Here is a 25,549-nt window from a genome sequence, read left to right as displayed (position 1 = left end):
CTGGCGAGGGCAGGTCAAGTGGTTAAGCTCGCGCGTTCGAAAAAATTTGCCCACAGTCCTCACAGAAGGTCTCTCCATGACGCGTGCCACGCCGATCCTGACTGCCATGACCCTGGCCCTCTTGCTCACCGCTTGCGGCAAGGGCGGCAAGCCCGAAGAAGCCAAGGCCGCGCCCAAGCCGGCCGCGCCGCTGCTGCTGGCACCGGAAGATCTGCGCCAGGTGGGGCAGAGCGGGCTGATCGGGGCGCCGGTCATCACCGGCGCCATCCAGCCGGCCCGTCGCGCCGATCTGCGCGCCGAAGTCGCGGCAGTGGTGCTGCAGGTCGCCAAGGACAACGGTGAGCGTGTGCGCACCGGTGACCTCATCATCCGGCTCGATCCCACCTCCATCCGCGATGCGCTGACGTCGGCAGAAGAGGCCCTGCGCGCCGCTCAGCAGAGCTTCGAGCAGACCGAGCGCGTGCTGGCCCGCCAGCGCACTCTGAACCAGCAGGGCATGATTTCCATGCAAGGCCTGGAAGATGCCGAGGTGCGCCGCAATGCCGCCCAGAGCGAGCTGGCCGCCGCCAAGGCACGCGCCGTCACGGCCCGCCAGCAGGTCTCGCGCACCGAGGTGCGGGCGCCGTTCGACGGCGTCGTCAGCGAACGCAAGATCTCCGTGGGCGACACGGTGCAGGTCGGTCGCGAGCTCGTGAAGGTCATCGACCCCAATTCCATGCGCTTCGAAGGTCAGGTTTCGGCCGACCGGCTGGGTGAGCTCAAGCTTGGCCAGCCGGTGTCCTTCCGCATCAACGGCTTCGGCGACACGCAGTTCCAGGGCAAGCTGGCCCGTATCGACGCCGCCGCCAACGCCACGACGCGCCAGGTGGAGCTCGTGGCCGAGTTCAACGACAAGACCAAGGCGCCTCAGGTGTCCGGTCTGTATGCCGAGGGTCGCGTCGAGAGCGCGGACCGCAAGGCGCTGGTGCTGGCCGAGGGTTCGGTGCAGCGCCAGGGCGACAACGCGTTTGTCTGGCGGGTCGCCGGCAACCAGCTGAAGAAGGTCGCCGTCACGCTGGGCGAGCGTGATGACCGTCGTGGCGAGCTGGTGATCCTGTCGGGCCTGGCCCAGGGCGACCTGGTGCTGCGCTCGCCCACTGGCACGCTGGTGGACGGCGCTCCGGTGCAGCGTGTTGCTGCCGGCGCGGGCGCCGCGTCCGCCGTCCCGGCGGCCGCTGCCAGCAAGTAAGCGGAGGCTGAGCCCATGTTCCTCTCCAACTTCAGCATCAGCAAGCCCGTTGCGACCGTTGTCCTGGTCATCGGGTTGATGCTGGTCGGCCTCCTGGCGCTGTCCAAGCTCAAGGTCAACCAGTTCCCCGAGGTCGAGCCGCCCGTGCTCGTCATCAACATCCCGTACCCCGGCGCGTCGCCCGAGACGGTGGAGCGCGAGGTCGTCAACCGCATCGAGAAGGCGCTGCAGAGCATCTCGGGCGTGGACCGCTCTAACTCCACGTCGCGTGAAGGCAGCGCCACCCTCGTGCTGGTGTTCGACTTCTCGAAAAACATGATCGAGGCCGCCGATGAGGTGCGAAACGCGATCGCAACGGTGCGCTACAAGCTGCCCACCGAGATCCGCGAGCCCATCATCACGCGGGCCGACCCGGGCGCCCAGCCCATTCTGCAGCTGTCGCTATCCAGCACGGCGCTGACCCATGCCCAGCTCAGCCGCCTGGCCGAGGACAAGCTGGCCGAGCGCTTCCGTGGCATTGCCGGCGTGTCGACGGTCGGCGTCAACGGTGCGCTCAAGCGCGAGCTGTCCATCCTGCTGCGCGCCGAGAAGCTGCGCGAGTTCGGCGTGTCGGTCACCGAGGTGCTGAACGCCGTGCGGGCGCAGAACACGACGGCGCCGGTGGGCAAGGTGCGCGGCACGCTGGAAGACCAGAGCATCCGCCTGCTGGGCCGGCTGGAGAGCCCGGCCGAGTTCGAGCAGATGATCATCAAGCGCACGACCGTCAATGGCGTGGGCACCGTCATTCGGTTGGGCCAGGTGGCGGAGGTGCGCGACGGCTTTGCCGAGATGACCGGCTATTCCTTGCGCAACGGCCGCCCCAATGTCGGCATTTCCATCACGCGGTCGCGCGACGCGTCCACGGTCAGCGTCGCCAACGACTCGCGCAAGCTGGTCGACGAGATCAAGAAGGAACTGCCTGCCGGCACGACGATCGAGATTACCCAGGACGGCGGCAAGGATGCCGAGGACAGCCTGCACAACGTCACCCATGCGCTGGTGTTCGGCGCCGGCCTGACCATCTTCGTCGTCTACGCCTTCCTGAACAGCTGGCGCTCCACGCTCATCACGGCGCTGTCGCTGCCCACGTCGGTGCTGGCGGCCTTCATCGCCGTGTGGCTGATGGGCTTCTCGCTGAACTTCATGAGCCTGCTGGGCCTGTCGCTGGCCATCGGCGTGCTCATCGATGACGCCATCGTCGTGCGCGAGAACATCGTGCGCCACATGGAGCGCGGCAGCGACCGCGTGACGGCGGCGCGCGAGGGCACGGCCGAGATCGGCCTGGCTGTGGCCGCCACCACCTTCGCCATCGTCGCCGTCTTCGTGCCGGTGGCCTTCATGGGCAACGGCCCGGGCCAGTGGTTCAAGCCCTTCGCGCTGACGGTCGTGGCGTCCGTCATCGTGTCGCTGCTGATCAGCTTCACGCTGGACCCGATGCTGTCGGCCTACTGGGGTGACCCCCCGGGTTACCACGAGCAGCCCAAGCGCGGCATCGAGAAGTGGTTCCAGCATTTCAACCACTGGTTCGATGGCGTGGCCGACCGCTACGGCCAGGTCATCGCCTGGGCGCTGCACCATCGGCGCTGGATGGCTGTGTTCGCGGTCGCCAGCTTCGTCGGTGCGATCGCGCTGCAGGCCAAGTTCGGAGGCTCCAGCTTCCTGCCGCAGGCAGATGCCGGCTTCCTGGCCATCGAGGTGCGGGCCCCGGCGTCCAGCAGCCTGGAGTACGCCAAGCTCAAGCTCGACGCCGCTGCCGCGCTGGCCTCGACCATGAAAGAAACCAAGGCCACCACGGCCTATCCCAACGCCAGCGGCGGCCGCATCTATGTCGACATCGGCAAGAGCACGGAGCGCCAGCGCTCGGCTGCCGAAGTCGCCACGGAACTGCGCGCCAAGGTCTCGCGCCTGGTGGGCGCGGAGTACGTCGTGCTCGACGACCTCAACAACGGTGCGCAGAAGCCGGTGCAGATCCGCTTCTACGGCACCGACTCGCGCAAGCTGCAGGAGATCACGCAGGAGTTCCAGAGGACCATGGCCGGCATCAAGGGCGCGGTCGACATCGGCTACTCAGAGCAGGACCCGCAGAACGAGCTGCAGATCGAGCTGGACCGCGGTCTGGCCAACCAGATGGGCATCTCCGTCAACGATGCCGCCCAGGCGCTGCGCGTAGCCTTCGCGGGCGTGGAGGCCGGCGACTGGATCGACCCGACCGGCGAGGCCCGTGATGTGTCTATCCGCCTGCACCCGGCCGATCGCGTGGACGCGGCCAACATTGAGCGCCTGCCCATCGCGGTGAGCGGCACCAACCGCATGGTGCCGCTGGACCAGATCGCCACGGTCACTATGGGCAAGGGCCCAAGCCAGATCCAGCACGGCGACGGCAAGCGCACCATCACCGTCAGCGCCAACGCGCAGGGCCGCTCGCCGGGCGAGATCACGGCCGAGGCCAAGAAGCTGGCCGAGAAGATCAGCTTCCCGCCCGGCTTCGGCATCGAGCTGGCGGGTGCGGCGCGTGACCAGCAGGTTGTCTTCACGGCCATGATCACAGCGCTGCTGTCCGGCATCGCGCTGATGTACTTCGTGCTCGTCATCCAGTTCAACAGCTTCACCGCGCCGCTGGGCGTGATGATGTCGCTGCCGCTGAGCCTGATCGGCGTCGTGTTGGCGCTGCTGATGACCGGCGGCACGCTGAACCTGATGAGCCTCATCGGCGTCATCATGCTGATGGGCCTGGTGGCCAAGAACGCCATCCTGCTGCTGGACGCGACGCGCCAGGAAGAGGCCGCTGGCGTTGAGCGCGAAGAGGCGCTGATGCATGCCGGCCGCAAGCGCTTCCGGCCCATCCTGATGACCACGCTCGCGCTGATCGCCGGCATGCTGCCGGTGGCCATAGGCATCGGGGAGGGCGGCGAGTTCTACCGCCCGATGGCGGTCGCCATCATCGGCGGCACCATCACGTCCACCATCCTGACGCTGCTCGTGGTGCCCAGCTTCTACGACAGCATCGAGATCGCCCGCGACGGCGCCATCGCCAAGTTCCACCGCCGCGCGCCGCGCTTCACGGTGGTGGGCGCCTTCGTGATGACGCTGATCGAATGCGTGCTGACGCTGCTGCTGGTGCGCTTCGTGTGGCGCCTCATCACCTGGCCCGCGCGTCGCCGCCGCGCGCTGGAGGTGGTCGGTACTGTCGTTTCTTCCGCGGGGTGACCAGCGGCCCGGCTCAGAGCACCCGGGACGGGTTGAGCAGGTCGAGCGGGTCCAGTGCCCGCTTGATCGCCCGCATCAGCGCCAGGGCAGTCGGGTCTTTGCGCTGGCCCAGCTCCTCACGCTTGAGCCGGCCGATGCCGTGCTCGGCGGAGATGGAGCCGCCGCGCTGCTGCACCGCGTCGTAGACCTTCGTGTTGATCGGCGCCTCGTGTGCAGCCAGGAACTCTGACGCTGCCACGCTGGCCGGCGCCTGCACGTTGTAGTGCAGGTTGCCGTCGCCCAGGTGGCCGAAGTTGATCACTTCGATGCCCGGCAGATACGCTGTCAGCGCCGCGTCCATCTCGGTGACGAAGTCGGGAATTGCCGACACCGGCAGCGCGATGTCGTGCTTGATGTTGAGCCCGGCCTGCGCCTGGGCCAGCGGGATGGACTCGCGCAGGTGCCAGAAGGCCTTGGCCTGCTGCAAATTCTGGGCGATAGCCGCGTCCTGCACGGCGCCGCGCTCGAAGGCGGCTTCCAGCAGGCCCTCGAACACGCTGCGCGCGTGCTCGGCACTCTCGGCATCCGACAGCTCCAGCAGCACCGTCCACGGCGCCGCGCCCAGCGGCTGGTGCAGCTGCGGCAGCTCGCGCGCCACCAGCGCCAGCGCGGCTGCGCTCATGACCTCGAAGCCCGTCAGCGCATCGCCCGCTCGCTCGCGCGCCAGGCCCAGCAGGGCTACAGCATCGTCCATGGACGTGCAGGCGGCCAGCGCCGTGAGCCGCTCGCGCGGCTGCGGGTAGAGCTTCATCGTCGCGGCCGTGATGACGCCCAGCGTGCCCTCGCTGCCGATGAACAAATCGCGCAGGTCGTAGCCGGTGTTGTCCTTGCGCAGGCCGGAGAGGCCGTGCCAGACGTCACCGCTCGCGGTGACGACTTCCAGCCCCAGGCACAGCTCGCGGGCATTGCCATAACGCAGCACCTGCGTGCCGCCGGCATTGCTGGCCAGGTTGCCGCCCAGCGTGCACGAGCCCTCGGCCGCGAGGCTCAGCGGGAACAGCAGCCCCGCGCCCGCGGCGGCCGCCTGCACGTCGGCCAGCACGCAGCCGGCCTCGGCCGTCAGGCTGGCGTTGGCCACGTCGATGCCGCGCACGCGCTTCATGCGCGACAGGCTCAGCACCAGCTGACGCCCGCTATCGTCCGGCGTGGAGCCGCCCACCAGGCCGGTGTTGCCGCCCTGCGGAACGACCGCCACGCGGTGCGCGTGGCACAGCCGAAGCACGGTTGCCACCTCATCGGTGCTGGCCGGGCGCGCCACAGCCAAGGCACGGCCTGCGTAGCGCTTGCGCCAGTCTTGTTCGTAGGCTGACAGGTCGCCACCCGCCAGTAGGCCGGCGTCGCCGAGGGCGGCCCGCAGGCCCTCCAACAGGGCGCTCATGCCTGCTTGGCGGCGGCCAGCCGCTGGCGGATCTGCGCGGTGCAGGCCGTGAACGCGATGACGCTCAGCACCACCTCACCCAGCGCCAGCCATTGGCCCAGGCCGCCCTCGCTGGTGGCGCGCACCAGGCCTTCCAGCACGTAGAGCCAGATCGCCAGCGCCACCCAGCGGTAGGTGTACATCCGGTAGCGCCACAGTCCCAGCGGCGCGGGCAGCAGCGGCAGCACCTTGAGTGCCAGCGTGCCGCTGCCGGTGGGCGCCAGCCACAGCTCCCAGGCCAGGCACAGCAGGATCAGGGCCGACACCGAGGCCAGCGCGAGGTTGCGCGACAGCTGTTCGGCCGGCGTGGGCAAGGTTCTTTCAGGGAGCATGGGCATAGCTGCGGCATCATAGAAGCCATGTCCCCCGCTCCCGTGCCGCCGAACCTGGCCGACAACCCCGACGCACCGCTGTCCCGCAACCCCATCGCGTTTGCGCAGAACTTCATCGACCAGCTGCTGGCCTGGCCGTGGCTGCAGACACTGCACACCTTTCGCCAGCGCTTTCGCGAGGAGCGGCTGGGCCTGACCGCCGGCAGCCTGACCTTCACGACGCTGATCTCGCTGGTGCCGCTGCTCACGGTGATGCTGGCGGTGTTCACGGCCTTTCCAATGTTCTCCAGCCTGCAATCGGCCCTGGAGCAGTACTTCCTGAAGAGCCTGATCCCGCCCAACATCGCCAAGCCGGTGCTGGCCTCGCTGACGCAGTTCGCCGCCAAGGCCAGCAAGCTGGGCGCCGTGGGCCTGATCGTGCTGGGAGTGACGGCGCTGGCGCTGATGCTCACCATCGACCGCACGCTCAACGCCATCTGGCGCGTGCGCCGCCCGCGCCCCATGGCGCAGCGGGTGCTGGTGTACTGGGCCGCGCTGACGCTGGGCCCGCTGCTGCTGGGCGGCAGCCTGGCGCTGACCAGCTACGCGCTGGATTTGGGCCAGGGCTTCATCAACAAGACGCCGGCCAGCCTCACCACGCTGCTGGGTGGCGCGGACATTGTGCTGCTGGGACTGGCCATTGCCGGCCTGTTCCATTACGTGCCCAACACGCATGTGCGCTGGCGCCACGCGCTGCTGGGCGGGGCCTTCGTGTCCATCGGCTTCGCCATTGCCAAGTCGCTGTTGGCCTGGTACGTGAAGAAGGTGCCGACCTACTCGACGTTGTACGGCGCCTTCGCCACCGTGCCGGTGTTCCTCATCTGGGTCTACCTCGGCTGGGTCATCGTGCTGCTGGGCGCCATCCTGGCCGCCAACACGCCCAGCCTGACCGGCCGCCTGCACCTTCGCCCCGACACGCCGGGCCAGCCGCTGGCCATGGCGCTGGAGGTGCTGCGCGAGCTGTGGCGCGTGCGAGATGCGGGCCGCCAGGGCCTGTCCGACCTGGGCCTGGCCCGCGCTTTGCGCGTAGATCCATTGCAGCTCAGCCCCGTCGTCGACAAGCTGCTCAGCATGGGCTGGATAGGCCGCCTGGAAGAGGAGGGCGCCCAGCGCCTGGTGCTGCTGTGTGCGCCCGAGCGGGCGCCGGCCGAGCCGCTGCTGACCGGCTTCCTGGCCGACCGCCAGGGCCTGCTGGCCAACCTGTGGGCCCAGGGCCAGTGGGCCGGCCTGACGCTGGGCCGGCTGCTGCAGCCCGGCAGTCCGCCCCCCCGCTGAACCCATGAATGGTGCGCCCGGCGCCTCAGGCGCGGCTGCATCATGCGGGCGCTGCCGGCCCTGGCCAACACTTGAGTGAACGCCGGCAGGGCCTCTGGCCGTACTGACGCTCGGCGCGTCTCTCAGGGGTGCAGCACCACCAGCAGCGCCGTGGCCGCCGACTTGGCGACGTTGCGGATTGCATGCGGGCCGTCCACGGCATAGCGCGCGGTCTCGCCGGCCTTGAGCTTGCTGGTCACGCCCTGGGCGCTGACTTCCAGGCTGCCGGTCAGCACGGACAGATGTTCGCGCGAGCCCGGCTCGTGCGCCTGGCTGTCCAGCACGCCGCCGGGCTGCACGCTGAGCTCGTACCACTCGAACTGGCCGGCCAGTTCGATGGGGCCGAGGATGCGCAGCTTGCACAGGCCGTCGGGGCTGGTGAGGCCGGGCGTGGCGTGCGCCGGTACGGTCTCGATGGCGGGCGTCGCGGTGCGTTCGCCACCCAGCAGCTCGCCCATGTCCACGCCCAGCGCATTTGCCAGTCGCCACACGACGGCAACCGTCGGGTTGGCCTGGTTGCGCTCGATCTGCGACAACATCGACTTGCTGACCCCGGCGCGCTTGGAGAGGTCGTCCAGCGACAGGCTGCGACTGGTGCGCAGGGCCTGCAGGGCCGCGCCGACGCGGGGCGGTTCGGTATCTATGGTCATGCTTGACGGCGGCGGACGATTTTCAGATACTGCACGCAAGTTCGATATATCGAACGCGTTCAATTTACCGAATTGTGCATCAGGAGCTGCGCCATGAGCCAAGCCTTCTATCAACACCTGCAGTCCGAGCTGGACGGCATCCGCGCGGCCGGCCTCTACAAGGCCGAGCGCATCCTGACGACGCCGCAGGGCGCCGTCGTGAAGACGACCGAGGGGCGCGAGGTCATCAACCTATGCGCCAACAACTACCTGGGCCTGTCGTCGCACCCGGCCGTCATCGAGGCCGCGCATGAGGCGCTGCGTACGCACGGCTTCGGCCTGTCGTCGGTGCGCTTCATCTGCGGCACGCAGGACCTGCACAAGACACTGGAGCAGCGCATCGCCCGCTTCGTGGGCTGTGAGGACGCCATCCTGTACGCCGCCGCCTTCGACGCCAACGGCGGCCTGTTCGAGCCGCTGCTGGGCGAACAGGACGCCATCATCAGCGACGCGCTGAACCACGCGTCCATCATCGACGGCATCCGCCTGTGCAAGGCGCAGCGCTACCGCTACGAGCACAACAACCTGGCCGACCTGGAGCGCTGCCTGCAGGAAGCGAAGGCCAAGGGCGCGCGCCACACGCTGGTGTTCACCGACGGCGTGTTCAGCATGGACGGCACCATCGCGCAGCTCGACAAGATCCGCGCGCTGTGCGACCAGTACGGTGCGCTGCTGGGTGTGGACGAATGCCACGCGAGCGGCTTCATGGGCAAGACCGGCCGCGGCACGCCCGAGCACTGCGGCGTGTTCGGCAAGATCGACATCATCACCGGCACCTTCGGCAAGGCGCTGGGCGGCGCCTCGGGTGGCTTCACGGCGGCCCGCAAGGAAGTCATCGAGCTGCTGCGCCAGCGCTCGCGGCCCTATCTCTTCAGCAACACGCTGGCACCCAGCATCGCCGGCGCGTCGCTGGCCGTGCTGGATCTGCTGGAAGGCTCGACCGCACTGCGCGACAAGCTCGAAGCCAACACCGCCTACTTCCGCGCCGCCATCCAAGCCGCTGGTTTCGAGATCAAGCCCGGCACCCACCCCATCGTGCCCATCATGGTCTACGACGCGGTGATGGCGCAGAAGCTCTCGGCGCGCATCCTGGAGCTGGGGATCTACGCTGTCGGCTTCTTCTTCCCCGTGGTGCCCAAGGGCCAGGCGCGCATCCGCGTGCAGATCTCGGCGGTGCACGAGCGTGAGCACCTGGAGAAGGCCGTCGCCGCCTTCGCGCAGGCTGGCCGCGAACTGGGGCTGGTGAAATGAGCAAGCCCACCCGCATCCTCATCATCGGCGCCAACGGACAGATCGGCACCGAGCTGGCCGGCGAGCTGGCCAGGCTGCACGGCAACGACGCCGTCATCACCAGCGACCTGGCTCCCAACGGCCGCCTGCCCACGCTGGCCCACGAGGCGCTGGACGTGACCGATGCCGGCGCGCTCACCACCATCGTCAAGCGCCACAAGATCACGCAGATCTACCACCTGGCCGCCGCGCTGTCGGCCAACGGCGAGAAGCACCCAATGTGGGCCTGGGACCTGAACATGAAGGGCCTGCTCAACGTGCTGGAGCTGGCCCGCCACGAGAAGCTGGACAAGATCTTCTGGCCCAGCTCCATCGCGGCCTTCGGCCCCAACACGCCGGCCGTGGACACGCCGCAGACCACAGTGATGGACCCGACGACCGTCTACGGCATCTCCAAGCTTGCCGGCGAGCGCTGGTGCGCCTGGTACCACGCCAAGCATGGTGTGGATGTGCGTAGCCTGCGCTACCCCGGCCTCATCAGCTGGAAGACGCCGCCCGGCGGCGGCACGACGGACTACGCCGTGGAGATCTTTCATGCCGCCATCCAGCAAGGCCGCTACACCTGCTTCTTGCAGCAGGATCAGGCGCTGCCGATGATGTACATGGCTGACGCGCTGCGTGCCACGCTGGAGCTTATGAACGCGCCGGCCGAGGCCGTGAAGCAGCGCGGCAGCTACAACCTGGCCGGCGTGAGCTTCACGCCTGAGCAGATCGCGGCCAGCATCCGCCGCCGCATCCCCGGCTTCACGATGGACTGCGTGCCCGACTTCCGCCAGGCCATCGCGGCCAGCTGGCCGCAGCGCATCGACGACGGCGCAGCCCAGGCCGACTGGGGCTGGGCGCTGCAGTACGACCTGGATGCGATGGTGGACGACATGCTCGCCAATCTCGCCCGGGAATTGGCACCCGCAGCCTAGGGTGAACCCTCCCGCGGCCTGCTAGGCTGGGCCTATGACACCCAAGCTGCTTGCCCTGCTAGCCCTTGCGTCCTCGGTGCTGCCGGTGCAGGCCGCTCAGGAGGACGAGGCGCGTTACCTGCTGGGGGCCTCCGTGTCGGTTTCTCCCGAGTACGACGGCGCCAGCCAGTACGCCGCCAAGATCCGGCCGGTCTGGGCGCTCAAGTTCGGCCGCGTCCGCATTGCGTCGGGCGGCGGCAGTGCGCTGCTGGGCTTCGGCCGAGGCGGGGCCGGCCCGGGTGCCAGCACCCAGCTGGTCGAGAGCGGCCGCTGGCGCGCCGGGCTCTCACTGCGCGTGGACAGTGGCCGTGACAGTGGCGATGCGGACACCACGCGCGGCCTGCCTGATGTGAAGCGCACCTTGCGTGCGCGGGTCTATGCGAACTACAGCCTGGCGCCCGACTGGAACCTTGGCGCGTCGCTGTCCCAAGATGCGCTGGGGCGCGGCGGCGGCCTGGTTGGCAGCCTGGACCTGGGCTGGCGCTTCTTCCGCAGCGACTCCACCGAGTGGTCCAGTGGCATCGGCCTGACCGGTGGCAATGCGCAAAACCTGCGCAGCTACTTCGGGGTGCCCGACTTCGCGGCGACGCCGGATCGGCCGGCCTACCGGCCGGGCGCCGGGCTGCGCGACGCCTACGTCGGCGTCGGCGTGCGTCATGCGCTGGACAAGCATTGGTTCGTCTTCGGCTCCGCAGGTAGGAGCCGCTTGCTGGGGCCGGCGGCCGACAGCCCGCTGGTACAGAAGACGGACAGTCAGACCGTGGCGATCGGCCTGGCCTGGCGGAACTAGAGCTTGACCTTGCCGCGCCAGATGTCGGCGTACATCACCCAGTCGCCCATCAGGCTGTACAGCGGGTACTTGAACGTCGCCGGGCGGTTCTTCTCGAAGAAGAAGTGCCCCACCCAAGCAAAGCCGTAGCCGCACAGCAGACCCCACAGCAGCCATTGCGGCTGGCGCGTCCAGCCCAGTTGCCACAGGCAGCCCAGCACCAGCGTGGAGCCCGCGAAATGCAGGCGCCGGTTGCGCCGGTCGCCGTGCTCGCGCAGGTAGAACGGGTAGAAATCGGCAAAGCGTTGAAAGCGGTCGGCGCTCATGAGCCCGCATTCAAGCGCGGCCGCTGCCGGTGCCACATGCTGTATTTCATGGGGTGGCCGGTTGCGGTTTGTGTGCTATGTTGCCCGCAGATTTCCCCGGAGGCCTCCCATGAAAGTCGTCGATATTCTGCGTGTCAAAGGCGGCACCCTGTTCACCGTCTCGCCAGACGAGCCCCTGAAGGCGTCGTTGGCCGTCATGGCGGAGCGCGACATCGGTTCCCTGGTCGTCATGGAGCACGGCGACCTGGTGGGCATGCTGACTTTCCGCGAGGCCATCCAGGCCGTGGTGAAGAACGGCGGCGAGGTCGGCGCCACCATCGTGCGCACGGTCATGGACGACGCGCCGCTGACCTGCACGCCCGAGACCGAAATCGACGAGGTGCGCCGCATGATGCTGGGCCGCCACGCGCGCTACATGCCGGTGCTCAACGGCCGCACGCTGATGGGCGTGATCTCCTTCTACGACGTGGCCAAGGCCGTGGTGGACAGTCAGGACTTCGAGAACCGCATGCTCAAGGCCTACATCCGCGACTGGCCGGTGGAAGAGAACCCTGCGGAAGCCGAACCCAAGCTCTGAAGTTCGCAACGCATGAAGGCGGCCTTGCGAGGCCGCTTTTGCTTTTCGCTGCCACCTAAAATCGCAGGCTATGTCAGGCAGCACCTTCGGCGAACTCTTCCGCGTCACCAACTTCGGCGAAAGCCACGGGCCGGCCATCGGCTGCGTCATCGACGGCTGCCCGCCCGGGATGAGCCTCAGCGAGGCCGACATCCAGCCCGAGCTGGATCGCCGCCGCCCCGGCACCAGCCGCCACGTCACGCAGCGCAACGAGCCCGATGCGGTGAAGATCCTGTCCGGCGTCTACGAGGGCATGACGACCGGCACGCCCATCTGCCTGTTGATCGAGAACACCGATCAGCGCAGCAAGGACTACGGCAACATCCTCGACACCTTCCGCCCCGGCCATGCCGACTACACCTACTGGCGCAAGTACGGTGTACGCGATCCGCGCGGCGGCGGCCGCTCGTCGGCGCGGCTGACGGCGCCGATGGTGGGTGCCGGGGCCGTCGCCCGCAAGTGGCTGCGCGAGAAGTTCGGCACCGAGTTCCGCGGCTGCATGACGCAGCTGGGCGAGGTGCCGATCGCCTTCGAAGGCTGGCAGCACGTGGGCGACAACCCCTTCTTCGCGGCCAACGCCGGCCAGATCGCCGAGCTGGAGGCTTATATGGACGCGCTGCGCAAGGCCGGCGACTCGGTCGGCGCGCGCATTCGCGTGGAGGCGACGAACGTGCCCGTGGGCCTGGGCGCGCCGCTTTTCGACAAGCTGGACGCCGACATCGCCTACGCACTGATGGGCATCAACGCCGTCAAGGGCGTGGAGATCGGCGCGGGCTTCGCGTCCGTCGCCCAGAAGGGTACCGAGCACGGCGACGAGCTCACACCGGACGGCTTTGCCAGCAACAACGCCGGCGGCGTGCTGGGCGGCATCTCCACCGGCCAGGACCTCGTGGCCGAGATTGCCATCAAGCCCACCAGCTCCATCCGCAGTCCCAAGGCCAGCATCGACCGCGCCGGCCAGCCGTCAGTGGTCGAGACCTTCGGCCGCCATGACCCCTGCGTGGGTATCCGTGCCACGCCCATCGCCGAGGCCATGCTGGCCCTGGTGCTGATGGACCACGCGTTGCGCCACCGCGCGCAGTGTGGGGACGTGGCGCTGCCCGTGCCGCCCATCGCCGCGCGCCGCTGATCGGCAACGCCAGCGCCGGGCGGGCACCGTCGCCCGGCCTCACGGGCGGTGTCTGGCGTGGGCGCCCAAGCCCAGCCGGCCCGGCATTGGCCTTGTGCAGCTCAGCCCCTGCAAACCGCGTTTCGTCACTCCGGCACTGCACCGATGCGCCTCTGTTTCTAGACTGCAAAGGTCTGTTTCAGAGAGCTATTCGGGGGAGTCATGCGCAAGTCGTTCAAGTGGGGTGCCCTTGCCGCGGTCGTGCTGGTCAGCGGCGCAGGCGTAGGGGTCATGGCGAGCAAGGGCGAGGGCCCGCAGCAGCCGCCGGCCGAGAAGGCCAAGCCGGCGCTGGAGTTCGTCGCCAGCGAGGTCGTCAAGCCGGTTGTCACGGCCATGCCGGCGCAGATCGAGTTCAGCGGCCCCTTGGTGGCGCCCGGCACGGTGGTCGTGCGCGCCAAGTCCAACGGCACATTGCTGAACCTGGCGGTAAGCGAGGGCAGCCGCGTGAAGGCCGGCCAGGCGCTGGGCCAGGTGGACCTGGAAGAGTTGCGCTATCGCATCGCCGAACGCGGCGCGAGCGTCGACGCCATGCGGGCGCAGATGGAGCAGGCCGAGCGCAGCTACAAGGCCAACGAGGGCCTGGCCAGCAAGAACTTCATTGCCCAGACGGCACTGGACAACTCGCGCGCCGCCTATGAATCCGCCCGCGCCAACTGGCTGGCGGCCAAGGCGCAGCTGGACACCAGCCAGGTGACGATGCGCCAGGCCGGGCTGGTCGCGCCCATCAACGGCATCGTCGCCAAGCGCCATGCGCTGCCGGGCGAGAAGCTTGCCGCCGAACAGCAGATCCTGACCATCGTCGATCTCGCCAAGCTGGAACTGGCCGGTCTGGTGGGCACGCACGAAGTGAGCCGCCTGCAGCCGGGCATGGCGGTGCAGGTCAAGGTGGAGGGGCTGGACCAGCCGGTGGAGGCCAGGATCGCCCGCATCGCGCCCAGCGCTGAGCCGGGCACGCGGTCCATCGGCGTGACGCTGGTGCTGGACAACCCCAAGGAGCTCTACCGCGCCGGCCAGTACGCCGTGGCCAAGGTGGTGCTGGCCGACGACACGCAGCGTCTGACTGTGCCGATGGCGGCCATCAGCCGCAATGCGGGCCAGGAGCAGGTCTGGATGATAGAGAACGGCACGCTGGCGCGCCGCGTCGTCACCACCGGGCGCAGCGATGTGCGCGAGGGGCGCGTGGAGATTCTGAACGGCCTCGCGCCGCAAGCCCTGGTGCTGGCCGCCCGCTTCGACAACCTGCGCGAGGGCGACCCGGCGCGCGTGGTGGCCGTCAAGGCCGCACGATTGGCCAGTGCCGGCGCTTCGGCCCCGGTGAAGCAGTGAGGGACGCGCCATGTGGATGACCCGTGTTTCCATCCAGAACCCGGTCTTCGCGACCATGGTGATGGTCGCGCTGTGCGTGCTGGGCTTGTTTGCCTACTCGCGCCTGGGTGTTGAGCAGATGCCCGACATCTCCTTCCCCGGAGCGTCGGTGGACGTGCGCTACCCCGGCGCCTCGCCCGAGGCCGTGGAGCGCGAGATCGCCAAGCCGCTGGAAGAGGCGCTGAACACCATTGCCGGCGTGGAGCGCATCCAGTCGCGCAGCTTCGAGGGCCGTGTGCAGGCCAGCGTCGAGTTCTCGCTGAACGCCGACATGGGCCGCGCGATGCAGGACCTGCGCGACCGCGTGGCCGCCGCGCAGGCGCGCTTCCCGCGTGATGCCAAGCCGCCGACGGTGCAGCGCTTCGAGAACGACAACGCGCAGCCCGTCGTCGTCATGGCGCTGCTGAGCCCGACGCGCGGTTCGCGCGAGCTGTCCATGATGGCCGACCTCATCGTTGCCAAGCGCCTGGGCCGCGTGGAAGGCGTGGCCAAGGTGGACGTGGGCGGCATGACGACCCGCGAGGTGCGCATTGACCTCGACCCCATGCGCCTGCGCGCCTATGGCGTGACGCCGGCCGAGATCGCCAAGGCGCTGGCCGAGGCCAATGCCGACCAGCCGGTGGGCCTGCTGTCCGACCAGACCAGCGACGCCATCCTGCGCGTGGAAGGCCGCGTGAAGGACCCCAAGGCCTTCGGCCACATGGTGGTGGCCCGCCGCGGCAACCTGGCGCTGACGCTGAACGACCTCGGCACGCTCGTGGAGCGCGAGCGCGAGCAGGACAGCATCGCCCGCATCAACGGCCAGCCGGCAGTGAGCTTCAACGTCTTCAAACAGCAGGACGCCAATATCGTCAAGACCGGCGACGCCATCAAGGAGAGCATGGAGGAACTGCGCAAGGTGCTGCCCAAGGACGTGGAGCTGCGCCTGATCTACGCCAGCAGCGACTTCGTGAAGGGATCGCTGGATGGACTGCGTCACACGCTGATCGAAGGCGCGCTGCTGACGGTGGCCATCGTCTTCCTGTTCCTGCACAGCTGGCGCTCCACCATCATCACGGGTCTGACGCTGCCCATCGCCGTCATCTCTAGCTTCATCGCCGTGCATGCCTTCGGCTTCACGCTGAACTTCATGACGATGATGGCGCTGTCGCTGTGCATCGGCCTGCTGATCGACGACGCCATCGTCGTGCGCGAGAACATCGTGCGCCATGTCGGCATGGGCAAGGACCACCGCACAGCGTCCTTCGACGGCACCAACGAGATTGGCCTGGCCGTCATGGCGACGACGTTTGCCATCTGTGCCGTGTTCGTGCCGGTCGCCTTCATGGGCGGCATCATCGGCAAGTTCTTCTACCCCTTTGGCATCACCGTGGCGGTGGCTGTGCTGGTCAGCCTGTTCGTCAGCTTCACGTTGGACCCCATGCTGTCCTCCGTCTGGCAGGACCCGCCGAGCACGCACATCAAGCAGTGGCCCGTCATCGGCCACCTCATCCGCACGACCGACTGGGCGATGGACCGGCTGCACGACGGCTACGCCCGCACCATTGACTGGGCCTTCTCAGGCCGCCGCTACCGCGTGTTCGTGCCGCCCATCCCTGCCTACGGCCATCCGTTCAGCGCGGACGGCCAGCGCGACAAGGCCGCCAAGCGTGTGCTGCGCTTGGCCACGCTGACGCCGCGCGGCCTGGTGATGTGGGGCGCCTTCGCCAGCTTTGTCGCCGCCCTCGCGCTGGCGCCGATGGTGGGCAGCGAGTTCGTGCCGCAGACCGACAACGGTTTCACGCAGGTCAACCTGCGCATGCCGGTGGCCAGCAGCATCGAGCGCGGCAGTGCCAAGGTCGCGCAGATCGAGGAACTGCTCAAGGCCTACCCCGAGATCAAGACCGTTTCCACCGTCGTGGGCAGCACCGGGGAGGGCATGGCCACCGGCCGCAACCAAGCCTCGCTGAACGTCACGCTGACCGACCGCAAGGAGCGCCGCCGCACGCAGAAGGAGATCGAGGACGCCATCCGCGCCGACATCGCCAAGATACCCGGCGTGGAGGTCAGTGTGGGCTTCGACCGGCCGATCTGGATCACGCTGCTGGGCAGTGACCCCGAGGTGCTGACGCAGGCCGCCAAGGACCTCGTCGAGAACATCAAGAAGGTCCCGGGCGCGGTGGACGTGGACACTACCGTCAAGCCCGGCCTGCCAGCCTTCGCCGTGCGGTTGAAGGACTCGGCCATTCGCGAGCTGGGCCTGACGGCCCCGCAGGTGGCCTCGTCCCTGCGAGCTTACGTCAACGGTGAGATCGCCACCTACTGGACGACGCCCGATGGCAACCAGGTCGAGGTGTTGCTGCGCCTGCCGCGCGACCAGCGCGAGCGCATCGAGCAGATGGCCAAGCTGCCGGTGGCCTTCTCGGCGACGGGCGCGCCTATCACGTTGGACCAGGTGGCCACCATTGAGCCGGTGTTCAACCCGGAGGTCATCCGCCGCGAGAACCTGCAGCGCCGCGAGGCCGTGTTTGCCGGCGTGCAGGGCCGCCCGGCCGGTGATGTGAATGCCGACGTGCAGAAGCTCATCAAGAACACCCAGCTGCCCCCGGGCACCAGCTTCAAGGTGGACGGCGCCGGCAAGCAGCAGGCCGAGGCCTTCAACGGCCTGCTGGCGGCCATGGCGCTGGCGGCCATCTTCATCTACATCGTGCTGGCCAGCCAGTTCGGCAGCTTCCTGCAGCCCATCGCCATCATGGCCAGCCTGCCGCTGGCGCTGATCGGCGTGATGCTGGCGCTGCTGCTGTGGCGCTCGACGTTGAACGTGTTCTCGATGATCGGCCTCGTCATGCTGATGGGCCTGGTCACCAAGAACGCCATCCTGCTCGTCGACTTCGCCAACCACGCCCGCAAGGCCGGCGCGACGGTGGCCGAGGCGCTGCGCGAGGCGGGGCTGATTCGCATGCGCCCCATCATCATGACGACGGCGGCCATGGTGTTCGGCATGCTGCCCATGGCCATCGCGCTGAACGACGGCGGCGAGATCCAGGCGCCCATGGGTCGCGCCATCATCGGCGGTGTCATCACGTCGACGCTGCTGACGCTGGTGGTGGTGCCGGTGCTGTACAGCTACCTCGTGCGCGACAAGAAGCCCGCCATCCAACCGGCGGCAGAGCAGGGCGCCACCGCGCTGCCGCTGCACGGCATGCCGGGCGCGATGCCGGCCGGCAAGGACTGACGACTGAATCCCCTCGAGCGCTTCAGCGCTTTGGGCCGGCCGCGCAAGTGGCCGGCCCTTTTTGATAGGCCGGCTCAGGGCTCCAGGTCGAGCCGGCCGTTCAGGTGCTCGGGCGGCGCCACGCTGCGCATCCACTTGACCGACTCCACGCGCCAGCGCGCATCGGCCTGCTTCAGCAGCGCGTAGACGCCCGGCAGATGGGCCGAGCCGTAGGTGAGGAAGATCTTGTCGTGCCGGTCGGCCAGCAGCCGCTGCACCAGTTGGCGATTGCGGAAGTCGATGGTCACGGCGTCGAACGGATCACGCGGCCGGGCCTTGGCGCTGCGCGGGCGCAGCAGCAGCGTCAGCATGCCGCGGCAGACGGTGCCCGCAATCGCCTGCTGGCGTTCGTTGCCGCGCCGCTGCCAGGCCACAAAGGCCGACAGCTGTCGGTTGCCGATGCCGGGCACGCTGCTGCTGGCCTCGCGGTCCTGCATGGCTTCCAGGAAGCTCACATCGGTGGCCAGCAGCCGATCGAACTCCTGTTGCAGCGCCCGCGACGACACGTCCGCCGCCACATGCCGCTCCGGGTGCTGCCGCTTGTCGATCTCCAGTGGCTCGAAGTAGTGGGCCTGAAAGACCAGGCCGCAGGTCGAGGCCAGTTGCTCGTAGGCGCGGGTCAGGTCTGCGCCGGTGCCCAGCGTCTCGTTCAGCCAGGCGTCGGCGCGCGGGTCGGGCAGCACGCCCTCGTAGTAGATGACCGCGCCTTCCACCAGCGCCTTGCCCGCGTCGTAGACAACCGAACGGTAGAAGGCGTCGGTGCCCACATGCATCATGCCCTGGAAGGTCAGCGTGCGGCTGCCATTGGTCAGTACCACCTGGGGCTGGATGGGCGGCTTCAGCGACGTGACGAGGGCCAGGTAGTAGATCGGTGCCGCGATGAGGAGGCCGCTCACGCCGTACAACGTGAGCGCGCTCCTGGCCCACGGCCAGAACGCCGCCCGTGCACGGCGTCGCGCCCACCACACGGCGGGCAGCGCCAGCACGGCCGCAGCGGCCAGCAGGGCCAGCGGCAGCCACGCCGCAATCGCCCACAGCACCGGCAGCGCGGCCAGGGTCAGCAGGGCCAGACTGAAGGCGCGCACCGCGCCCAGTTGTAGGCGCAGGCATTCCCGCGCCGAGGTGGCCGTAGCCGGCAGCGTTGCTGCGCAATGAGGTGTCCCTGGTGAACTCATGGGGCGCATCCTGACATGCGCCGGGCTTGCCAAGCACGAGGCCTCGCAAGCACAATCGCGGCCGCTCCGGGGTGCCGGGGTTCGCCGCAAGGCGGGCCTTGACGCTGAGACGGTCACCGATGACCGAACCCGTGAACTTGAACCGGCTAGTACCGGCGTAAGGAGAGCGCATGCCTCGCGGCGTGCCATGGACATCACCACACATGGGGTGGGTGTCCCGGCGCATCCGCAGGCGGCCTTGGAGCACTTGATCAACTGCTCCAGGAGACCGCTGCGATGAACGCCCCCCAATTCCCCCTCTCGCTCGCCGAGCGCCTGTCGCTGACGCGCGAGCCCTTCCCGGCATCGAGCAAGGTCTACGTGACCGGGCGCCGCGCCGACGTGGCCGTGCCCATGCGCGAGATCGCGCTGACCAACGGCGAGCGCGTCGTCGTGCACGACACGTCCGGCCCCTACACCGACCCGGTTGCACAGATCGACGTGCGCCGCGGGCTGCCGCCCATCCGCTCCAGCTGGATCGCCGACCGAGCGGATACCGAGGCCTACGCCGGCCGCATCCGCGTTGCGCTGGACGACGGTGGCAAGCACGAGGACAACGAGCGCATCGCCGCGCTGCGTGCCGAGGCCGCCGCGCTGCAGCGCCCGCCGCGCCGAGCCCAGCCTGGCGCCAATGTCTCGCAGATGCACTACGCGCGCCGCGGCATCGTCACGCCCGAGATGGAATTCGTCGCGCTGCGCGAGAACGGCAAGCGCGAATGGATGCGCGACTACCTGGGCGATGCCGAGCGCGAGCAGCGCCTGCGCGGCAACGCGATGGGCGCACGCATCCCCGACCTCATCACGCCCGAGTTCGTCCGCGACGAGGTGGCGCGCGGCCGTGCCGTCATCCCGGCCAACATCAACCACACGGAGCTGGAGCCGACCATCATCGGCCGCAATTTCCTCGTCAAGGTCAACGCCAACATCGGCAACTCGGCCGTCACGTCCAGCATCGAGGAAGAGGTGGAGAAGCTGGTGTGGAGCATCCGCTGGGGCGCGGACACGGTGATGGACCTCTCCACCGGCCGCAACATCCACACGACACGCGACTGGATCGTTAGAAATTCCCCGGTGCCCATCGGCACCGTGCCCATCTACCAGGCGCTGGAGAAGGTGGGCGGCGTCGCCGAGGACCTGACCTGGGCCATCTTCCGCGACACGCTGATCGAGCAAGCGGAGCAGGGCGTCGACTACTTCACCATCCACGCCGGCCTGCGGCTGCCGTTCATTCACCTCACCACGAAGCGCCGCACGGGCATCGTGTCGCGAGGGGGCTCAATACTCGCCAAGTGGTGCATCACGCATCACCGCGAGAACTTCCTGTACACACACTTCGAAGAGATCTGCGAGATCATGAAGGCCTACGACGTGACCTTCTCGCTGGGCGACGGCCTGCGTCCCGGCAGCAGCGCCGACGCCAACGACGAGGCCCAGTTCGCCGAGCTGCGCACGCTGGGCGAGCTGACGCAGGTGGCCTGGAAGCACGACGTGCAGACCATGATCGAAGGCCCCGGCCACGTGCCCCTGCACCTGATCCAGGCCAACATGGACGAGCAGTTGAAGCACTGCCATGAGGCGCCGTTCTATACGCTGGGCCCGCTGACCATCGACATCGCACCGGGCTACGACCACATCGCCTCGGCCATCGGCGCGGCCATGATCGGCTGGATGGGCACGGCCATGCTGTGCTACGTGACGCCCAAAGAGCACCTGGGCCTGCCCGACCGCGACGACGTGAAGCAGGGCCTCATCGCCTACAAGATCGCCGCGCACGCCGCCGACATCGCCAAGGGCCACCCCGGCGCCCGCGCGCGTGACGATGCGATGAGCAAGGCGCGCTTCGAGTTCCGCTGGATGGACCAGTTCGCCCTCGGCCTGGATCCCGACACGGCGCGTGACTACCACGACGAGACGCTGCCCAAGGACTCATCCAAGGAGGCGCATTTCTGCTCCATGTGCGGGCCGAAGTTCTGCTCGATGAAGATCACGCAGGACGTGCGCGAGTACGCGGCGGCCCAGGGGCTGGAGGCCGCCGACGTGGTGGCCGACGGCATGGCGCAGAAGTCAGCCGAGTTCCGGGCCGGCGGCGGCGAGTTCTACATTCCCATCGCCCAGGCCTGACCATGCAGGTCGTCATTGCAGGCGCCGGCGTCATGGGCCGGCTGCTGGCCTGGCAGCTGGCGCGCGCGGGCCATCGCGTGGCAGTCGTCGACCCGGCGGAGGGCCCCGCCCAGCCTGGGGCCGCGGCCTTCACGGCGGCGGGCATGCTGAGCCCGCTGGCCGAGCGCGAACATGCCAGCGCCGAGGTGGCCGCACTCGGCTGGCGCTCGCTGGCCCTGTGGCCCGCGATTGCGCAGGCGCTGGGCCAGCCCGCGCTGGTGCGCACGGCGGGCAGTCTGCTGCTGGCCCATGGGCCCGACCTTGGGGCCGCCCAGCGAGTGCTGTCCCGGCTGCCGGCCGGGCCGCAGCCGCTGGATCGCGCGGCGCTGCACGCGCTAGAGCCGGCGCTGGTGCCCGACCTCAAGGCCTGGCTGCTGCCGGGCGAGGGCCAGTTGCTGCCGCATGAGCTGCTGCAGGCGCTGGCCCGGCAGGCACCGGACGTCGACTGGTTCTGGGGTCGCCGCGCGACCTGCGTGCGGCCCCGGCGGCTGGAACTGGACGACGGCCAGTGGCTGGATGCCGACCTCGTCATCGACACCCGCGGCCTCGGTGCCCAGCCCGACCTGGCCGCGCTGCGTGGCGTGCGTGGGGAAGTCCTGTGGCTACACGCGCCCGGCGTTGCGCTGCACCATCCGGTGAGGCTGCTGCACCCGCGGCACCGCGTCTACCTCGTGCCGCGCCCGGGCGACATCATCGTCGTCGGCGCGTCGGAGGTGGAGAGCGAGGACCGCTCGCCGGTCAGCCTGCGCAGCGCCGTGGAGCTGCTGTCGGCCGCGCACAGCGTGCTGCCGGGCCTGGCCGAGGCGCGCATCGTGCATATGGAGACGAACCTGCGCCCCGCGTTGCCGGACCACCAGCCGCACCTGGCGCGCGAGCCCGGCCTGCTGCGCATCAACGGCCTTTTCCGCCACGGCTGGCTGCTGGCGCCGGCGCTGGCAGAACAGGTGCTGGACCATGTCTGAGTTCACGCTGAACCAGCATGCCCAGCCTTGGCGCGAGGGCTTGAGCGTTGCCGCGCTGCTGGCCGAGCAGGGCTGGGCGGCCGACGCCGTCGCCACGGCACTGAACGGCTGCTTCGTGCCGCGCGGCCAGCGTGCCGCCACGCTGATCCAGCCCGGTGACGCGCTCACCCTCATTCAACCCATCACAGGCGGATAAGCATGTCCTGGACTCTCTACGGTCGCGCGCTGCACAGCCGCTTTTTGCTCGGCACCGCCGGCTATCCCTCGCCCGACGTGATGCGCCAGGCCCTGCACGCCAGCGGTGCCCAGGTGGTGACCGTGGGCTTGAAGCGCACGCTGGCGGCCGCCGGTGACAACGGCTTCGTCGCCGCCATCCGCGACACGCTGCGCGAGCTCGGCGGCCACCTGCTGCCCAACACGGCCGGCTGCCGCACGGCGCGCGAGGCTGTCACGCTCGCCCACATGGCGCGCGAGCTCTACGGCACGACGTGGATCAAGCTCGAAGTCGTCGGCGACGAGTACACGCTGCAGCCTGACCCGTGGGAGCTGGTCCATGCGGCCGAGGCGCTGGTGAAGGATGGCTTCGACGTTTTCCCCTACTGCACCGACGACCTTGTCACCTGCCGCCGCCTGCTGGACGTGGGCTGCGAGCTGCTGATGCCCTGGGGCGCGCCCATCGGCTCGGGCCAGGGGCTGATCAATCCCTTCGCGCTGCGCACGCTGCGCGAACGGCTGCCGGGCGTGCCGCTGATCGTGGACGCCGGCATCGGCGCGCCGTCGCATGCGGCGCAGGCGATGGAGCTCGGCTTGGACGGCGTGCTGCTGAACTCCGCCGTCGCGCAGGCCGGCGACCCCGTGCCCATGGCCACCGCCTTCGGCCTGGCCATCCAGGCGGGGCGGCTGGGCTTCGAGGCCGGCGTGATGGCAAAACAGGACATGGCGGTGGCCAGCACGCCGGTGGGCGGCAGGCCGGTGCTGATCCCATGACGGCACCGATCCTCTGGAGCATTGCCGGCCTGGACAGCGGCGGCGGCGCGGGGCTGTCGGCCGACCAGCGAGCGGCGGATGCCTTTGCGCTGCCCTTGTGCCCGGTGGCGACGGCGCTGACGGCGCAGAACAGTGTGGTCGTGCAGGCCGTCTTTCCGGTGGCGCCCGCGCAGCTGGACGCTCAGCTTGCCGCACTCGCGCAAGACCTGCCCCCGGCCGTCATCAAGACCGGCCTGCTGGGCGGCGTGGCGCAGCTGCGCATCGTGACGCGCTGGGTTGACCGGCTGCGCGAGCGTGGCCCCGTGGCGCTGGTGGTGGACCCAGTGCTGCGCGCCTCCACCGGCGCCAGCTTTGCCGACGACGACCTGCTGCGGGCCTACCGCGACGAGTTGTTGCCGCGCGCCACGGTCGTCACGCCCAATCGCCGCGAGGCCGCGCGGCTGGTGGGCGAGGGCAGCGCACCGCAGCAAGCCCTGCGGCTGGGCGTGGAGACCGTCTGCATTACCGGCGGCGACGAGGCCGGCCCGCTGGCGCTGGACTGGCTGCACAGCACGCAGGCCAGCGGCTGGCTGGCGCTGCCCCGCCGCGACGCGCGCAACAACCACGGCACCGGCTGCTGCTTCGCGACGGCGCTGGCGGCCGCACTGGCGCGGGGCTTCGTGCCGGCCGACGCGGCCGTGCTGGCCAAGATGGCGACCACGTCAGGTTTGCTGTCCAGTGCAACCCCTGGCGCGGGCGCCGGCCCGGTGCGGCCGTCGGCAGGCTTCATCACCGACGCGAGCTTGTTGCCCGCGCTGTTCGACACCCCGCCGGCTGCCTGGCCCCCCCGGCTGGACGGCCCGCCCGCCGTGGAAGGCGTCTACGGCATCGCCGACAGTGGCGCGCAGGCGGTAGCGCTGTTCGACGCCGGGCTCCGGGCCGTGCAACTGCGCCTCAAGCGCGCCGACGGCGAGAGCGGCGCCGCCTGGCACACCCGCCTGGCCGCTGAGGTGCAGCCCGCGCGCGATGCCGCGCGCCGGCACGGCGCAACCTTCATCGTCAACGACCACTGGCGCGCCGCGCTGGCGTTGGGGGTGGACTTCGTGCACCTAGGGCAGGAAGACCTGCTGGCGCTGGCAGCCGATGACCGCGCCGATCTCGCCCAGGCCCGCGCGCGTGGCCTGCGGCTGGGCCTGAGCTCGCACAGCCTGTGGGAGCTGGCCCGCGCCGTGGCGTGGGCGCCCGACTACGTGGCCTGCGGCCCGGTATGGCCCACGCTCACCAAGGACATGCCGTGGCGGCCGCAGGGGCTGGATAACCTGGCCTGGTGGGCAGCGATGTCGCCGCTGCCGGTCGTCGGCATCGGCGGCGCGACGGCGCCGGTGCAGCTGACGCAGATCGCTGCGGCGGGGGCGGCGGCCGGTTGTGTGGTGCGCGGCCTCAAGGCGCAGCCTGTGCAGGACTGGCAGGCCGCCTGGCGCCGCGGCGTGGCCATGCCCTTGACGCCCGAGCCAGGCTGGCCGCATCCGTCGCTGGATCAGCCGCCTTCGCTCAGCGCCTTGTAGACCAGCAGCGACGCGTGTGCATCGTTGGCTGCGTATTGCAGCTGCTGCGGTGTCAGCGTTGCATTGGCCCAGTTGGACGTGGTGGCCTTCTTGGACTTGGCGAAGCGCTGACCCAGCACGACCGCCACGGCGACCTTCAGGCCGACCGCGTCCTTGAAGCCCAGCCGCTTCACCAGCTGCGACACGTCAATGGAGCGGCCCAGCGTCAGCCCCAGCCTGCGCTGGATCTGCGGCCGGTCCGAGGCCAGGCCAAAGCCGACCTTGATGACCTCGTCCGACTCGATCATGGCCTGCAGAAAGGGGACGACACCGGGCGTGGCTGTCTGCACGATGAAGGCGTCGGTGGCCGTGGCGAACTGGATGACCTCGGGCCCGGTCTGCGCCTGGCCGGCCACGAAGGTGGGCTTGCTCTCGGTGTCGAAGCCCACGTGCCGTGCGGCGCGCAAGGCCTGTTCGGCGGCGGCCAGCTGATCGGTCGTTTTCAGCAGATGGATGCGGGCCGGCAGCAGGGCCGGGTAGGGCGGCAGCATGGCGATCTGCTCGGGGGTGGGGCGGGGCAGCGCAGGTCTGGGTTGCATCGGCACAGTATGGCCGCCCCGCAGCGCATGCCGGTGGACCGGCCGCTGACCTGCGTG

The 25,549-nt window shown here is 69.3% G+C and carries 21 protein-coding genes and 1 riboswitch; of the genes, 15 read left to right on the top strand and 6 right to left on the bottom strand.

The window, feature by feature from the left end:
• Positions 1-106 precede the first annotated feature (106 nt).
• Both ACG0Z3_RS11285 and ACG0Z3_RS11280 read left to right on the top strand, forming a co-directional pair.
• Positions 107-1,228, top strand: coding sequence for an efflux RND transporter periplasmic adaptor subunit (locus ACG0Z3_RS11285; RefSeq protein WP_394397595.1), 1,122 nt, complete (start codon positions 107-109; stop codon positions 1,226-1,228).
• A 15-nt stretch (positions 1,229-1,243) separates the two neighbouring features.
• On the top strand, positions 1,244-4,474 hold the full coding sequence (locus ACG0Z3_RS11280) for an efflux RND transporter permease subunit (RefSeq protein WP_394397594.1): 3,231 nt from the start codon (positions 1,244-1,246) through the stop codon (positions 4,472-4,474).
• 13 nt (positions 4,475-4,487) lie between these two features.
• On the opposite strand, the gene ACG0Z3_RS11275 is transcribed toward ACG0Z3_RS11280, so the two are convergent.
• The gene (locus ACG0Z3_RS11275; protein ID WP_394397593.1) at positions 4,488-5,891 is read right to left on the bottom strand and encodes an FAD-binding oxidoreductase; all 1,404 of its coding nucleotides are present in this window, start codon (positions 5,889-5,891) and stop codon (positions 4,488-4,490) included.
• Positions 5,888-6,262: a DUF2069 domain-containing protein gene (locus ACG0Z3_RS11270; RefSeq protein ID WP_394397592.1), complete on the bottom strand. Its 375-nt coding sequence runs from the start codon at positions 6,260-6,262 to the stop codon at positions 5,888-5,890. The genes ACG0Z3_RS11275 and ACG0Z3_RS11270 overlap by 4 nt, the downstream gene beginning before the upstream one ends.
• A 27-nt stretch (positions 6,263-6,289) precedes the next feature.
• Between ACG0Z3_RS11270 and ACG0Z3_RS11265 the strand changes: the two genes are divergently transcribed.
• Entirely contained in the window at positions 6,290-7,576 is a 1,287-nt protein-coding gene (locus tag ACG0Z3_RS11265) for a YihY family inner membrane protein (protein ID WP_394397591.1), read from the top strand.
• A 122-nt stretch (positions 7,577-7,698) separates the two neighbouring features.
• On the opposite strand, the gene ACG0Z3_RS11260 is transcribed toward ACG0Z3_RS11265, so the two are convergent.
• Entirely contained in the window at positions 7,699-8,265 is a 567-nt protein-coding gene (locus ACG0Z3_RS11260) for a helix-turn-helix domain-containing protein (RefSeq protein ID WP_394397590.1), read from the bottom strand.
• Between the two features lie 93 nt (positions 8,266-8,358).
• Here ACG0Z3_RS11260 and kbl point away from each other — a divergent pair, with 93 nt between their 5' ends.
• From kbl to ACG0Z3_RS11245, 3 genes are read left to right on the top strand one after another with little or no spacing between them, the layout of a single operon-like run.
• The gene (kbl, locus tag ACG0Z3_RS11255) at positions 8,359-9,555 is read left to right on the top strand and encodes a glycine C-acetyltransferase (protein WP_394397589.1); all 1,197 of its coding nucleotides are present in this window, start codon (positions 8,359-8,361) and stop codon (positions 9,553-9,555) included.
• Complete coding sequence (locus ACG0Z3_RS11250; RefSeq protein ID WP_394397588.1) at positions 9,552-10,511, top strand: NAD-dependent epimerase/dehydratase family protein; 960 nt, start codon at positions 9,552-9,554, stop codon at positions 10,509-10,511. The genes kbl and ACG0Z3_RS11250 overlap by 4 nt, the downstream gene beginning before the upstream one ends.
• Positions 10,512-10,545: 34 nt before the next feature.
• The gene (locus ACG0Z3_RS11245; protein ID WP_394397587.1) at positions 10,546-11,340 is read left to right on the top strand and encodes a MipA/OmpV family protein; all 795 of its coding nucleotides are present in this window, start codon (positions 10,546-10,548) and stop codon (positions 11,338-11,340) included.
• Here ACG0Z3_RS11245 and ACG0Z3_RS11240 read toward each other — a convergent pair.
• Positions 11,337-11,645, bottom strand: a complete 309-nt coding sequence (locus ACG0Z3_RS11240) for an Mpo1-like protein (protein ID WP_394397586.1) — start codon at positions 11,643-11,645, stop codon at positions 11,337-11,339. The genes ACG0Z3_RS11245 and ACG0Z3_RS11240 overlap by 4 nt on opposite strands.
• A gap of 109 nt (positions 11,646-11,754) precedes the next feature.
• Here ACG0Z3_RS11240 and ACG0Z3_RS11235 point away from each other — a divergent pair, with 109 nt between their 5' ends.
• From ACG0Z3_RS11235 to ACG0Z3_RS11220, 4 genes are all read left to right on the top strand, one after another.
• Entirely contained in the window at positions 11,755-12,222 is a 468-nt protein-coding gene (locus tag ACG0Z3_RS11235) for a CBS domain-containing protein (protein ID WP_394397585.1), read from the top strand.
• Positions 12,223-12,292: 70 nt separating this feature from the next.
• Positions 12,293-13,390 carry a chorismate synthase gene (gene aroC / locus ACG0Z3_RS11230; protein WP_394397584.1) on the top strand — a complete coding sequence of 366 codons (1,098 nt, stop codon included), beginning with the start codon at positions 12,293-12,295 and terminating at the stop codon, positions 13,388-13,390.
• A gap of 201 nt (positions 13,391-13,591) precedes the next feature.
• Positions 13,592-14,755 carry an efflux RND transporter periplasmic adaptor subunit gene (locus ACG0Z3_RS11225; RefSeq protein WP_394397583.1) on the top strand — a complete coding sequence of 388 codons (1,164 nt, stop codon included), beginning with the start codon at positions 13,592-13,594 and terminating at the stop codon, positions 14,753-14,755.
• Between the two features lie 10 nt (positions 14,756-14,765).
• The gene (locus tag ACG0Z3_RS11220) at positions 14,766-18,008 is read left to right on the top strand and encodes an efflux RND transporter permease subunit (protein WP_394397582.1); all 3,243 of its coding nucleotides are present in this window, start codon (positions 14,766-14,768) and stop codon (positions 18,006-18,008) included.
• A 74-nt stretch (positions 18,009-18,082) separates the two neighbouring features.
• Here the strand turns inward: ACG0Z3_RS11220 and ACG0Z3_RS11215 are convergent, their stop codons facing one another.
• Positions 18,083-19,222, bottom strand: coding sequence for a hypothetical protein (locus ACG0Z3_RS11215; protein WP_394397581.1), 1,140 nt, complete (start codon positions 19,220-19,222; stop codon positions 18,083-18,085).
• A 57-nt stretch (positions 19,223-19,279) separates the two neighbouring features.
• Positions 19,280-19,403: riboswitch (TPP riboswitch) on the top strand.
• Positions 19,404-19,498: 95 nt separating this feature from the next.
• On the opposite strand from ACG0Z3_RS11215, the gene thiC reads away from it, so the two are divergent.
• The 5 genes from thiC to ACG0Z3_RS11190 are packed head-to-tail and all read left to right on the top strand — an operon-like array spanning position 19,499 to position 24,914.
• Complete coding sequence (thiC, locus tag ACG0Z3_RS11210; RefSeq protein ID WP_394397580.1) at positions 19,499-21,382, top strand: phosphomethylpyrimidine synthase ThiC; 1,884 nt, start codon at positions 19,499-19,501, stop codon at positions 21,380-21,382.
• Positions 21,383-21,384: 2 nt separating this feature from the next.
• Entirely contained in the window at positions 21,385-22,383 is a 999-nt protein-coding gene (locus ACG0Z3_RS11205) for an FAD-dependent oxidoreductase (protein ID WP_394397579.1), read from the top strand.
• A complete protein-coding gene (gene thiS, locus ACG0Z3_RS11200) occupies positions 22,376-22,579 on the top strand; it encodes a sulfur carrier protein ThiS (protein WP_394397578.1) in 204 nt (67 codons plus the stop codon). Before ACG0Z3_RS11205 ends, thiS begins: the two co-directional genes overlap by 8 nt.
• A 2-nt stretch (positions 22,580-22,581) precedes the next feature.
• Entirely contained in the window at positions 22,582-23,370 is a 789-nt protein-coding gene (locus tag ACG0Z3_RS11195) for a thiazole synthase (RefSeq protein ID WP_394397577.1), read from the top strand.
• Entirely contained in the window at positions 23,367-24,914 is a 1,548-nt protein-coding gene (locus ACG0Z3_RS11190; protein ID WP_394397576.1) for a PfkB family carbohydrate kinase, read from the top strand. The genes ACG0Z3_RS11195 and ACG0Z3_RS11190 overlap by 4 nt, the downstream gene beginning before the upstream one ends.
• Here the strand turns inward: ACG0Z3_RS11190 and ACG0Z3_RS11185 are convergent.
• On the bottom strand, positions 24,887-25,492 hold the full coding sequence (locus ACG0Z3_RS11185; protein ID WP_394397575.1) for a 3'-5' exonuclease: 606 nt from the start codon (positions 25,490-25,492) through the stop codon (positions 24,887-24,889). The genes ACG0Z3_RS11190 and ACG0Z3_RS11185 overlap by 28 nt on opposite strands.
• Positions 25,493-25,549 lie beyond the last annotated feature (57 nt).

Origin of the sequence: Pelomonas margarita (assembly GCF_043555875.1) — a bacterium.
In the GTDB taxonomy this organism is placed as follows: domain Bacteria; phylum Pseudomonadota; class Gammaproteobacteria; order Burkholderiales; family Burkholderiaceae_C; genus Pelomonas; species Pelomonas margarita.
The sequence above is the reverse complement of the archived record's forward strand: the minus strand, read 5'-3'. Positions and strand labels throughout refer to the sequence as shown.

Bases quoted from the DNA above. Each gene is read 5' to 3' on its own strand.
- ACG0Z3_RS11285 (WP_394397595.1), top strand. From the start codon at position 107: ATGACCCTGGCCCTCTTGCTCACCGCTTGCGGCAAGGGCGGCAAGCCC.
- ACG0Z3_RS11280 (WP_394397594.1), top strand. From the start codon at position 1,244: ATGTTCCTCTCCAACTTCAGCATCAGCAAGCCCGTTGCGACCGTTGTC.
- ACG0Z3_RS11275 (WP_394397593.1), bottom strand. From the start codon at position 5,891: ATGAGCGCCCTGTTGGAGGGCCTGCGGGCCGCCCTCGGCGACGCCGGC.
- ACG0Z3_RS11270 (WP_394397592.1), bottom strand. From the start codon at position 6,262: ATGCTCCCTGAAAGAACCTTGCCCACGCCGGCCGAACAGCTGTCGCGC.
- ACG0Z3_RS11265 (WP_394397591.1), top strand. From the start codon at position 6,290: ATGTCCCCCGCTCCCGTGCCGCCGAACCTGGCCGACAACCCCGACGCA.
- ACG0Z3_RS11260 (WP_394397590.1), bottom strand. From the start codon at position 8,265: ATGACCATAGATACCGAACCGCCCCGCGTCGGCGCGGCCCTGCAGGCC.
- kbl (WP_394397589.1), top strand. From the start codon at position 8,359: ATGAGCCAAGCCTTCTATCAACACCTGCAGTCCGAGCTGGACGGCATC.
- ACG0Z3_RS11250 (WP_394397588.1), top strand. From the start codon at position 9,552: ATGAGCAAGCCCACCCGCATCCTCATCATCGGCGCCAACGGACAGATC.
- ACG0Z3_RS11245 (WP_394397587.1), top strand. From the start codon at position 10,546: ATGACACCCAAGCTGCTTGCCCTGCTAGCCCTTGCGTCCTCGGTGCTG.
- ACG0Z3_RS11240 (WP_394397586.1), bottom strand. From the start codon at position 11,645: ATGAGCGCCGACCGCTTTCAACGCTTTGCCGATTTCTACCCGTTCTAC.
- ACG0Z3_RS11235 (WP_394397585.1), top strand. From the start codon at position 11,755: ATGAAAGTCGTCGATATTCTGCGTGTCAAAGGCGGCACCCTGTTCACC.
- aroC (WP_394397584.1), top strand. From the start codon at position 12,293: ATGTCAGGCAGCACCTTCGGCGAACTCTTCCGCGTCACCAACTTCGGC.
- ACG0Z3_RS11225 (WP_394397583.1), top strand. From the start codon at position 13,592: ATGCGCAAGTCGTTCAAGTGGGGTGCCCTTGCCGCGGTCGTGCTGGTC.
- ACG0Z3_RS11220 (WP_394397582.1), top strand. From the start codon at position 14,766: ATGTGGATGACCCGTGTTTCCATCCAGAACCCGGTCTTCGCGACCATG.
- ACG0Z3_RS11215 (WP_394397581.1), bottom strand. From the start codon at position 19,222: ATGAGTTCACCAGGGACACCTCATTGCGCAGCAACGCTGCCGGCTACG.
- thiC (WP_394397580.1), top strand. From the start codon at position 19,499: ATGAACGCCCCCCAATTCCCCCTCTCGCTCGCCGAGCGCCTGTCGCTG.
- ACG0Z3_RS11205 (WP_394397579.1), top strand. From the start codon at position 21,385: ATGCAGGTCGTCATTGCAGGCGCCGGCGTCATGGGCCGGCTGCTGGCC.
- thiS (WP_394397578.1), top strand. From the start codon at position 22,376: ATGTCTGAGTTCACGCTGAACCAGCATGCCCAGCCTTGGCGCGAGGGC.
- ACG0Z3_RS11195 (WP_394397577.1), top strand. From the start codon at position 22,582: ATGTCCTGGACTCTCTACGGTCGCGCGCTGCACAGCCGCTTTTTGCTC.
- ACG0Z3_RS11190 (WP_394397576.1), top strand. From the start codon at position 23,367: ATGACGGCACCGATCCTCTGGAGCATTGCCGGCCTGGACAGCGGCGGC.
- ACG0Z3_RS11185 (WP_394397575.1), bottom strand. From the start codon at position 25,492: ATGCAACCCAGACCTGCGCTGCCCCGCCCCACCCCCGAGCAGATCGCC.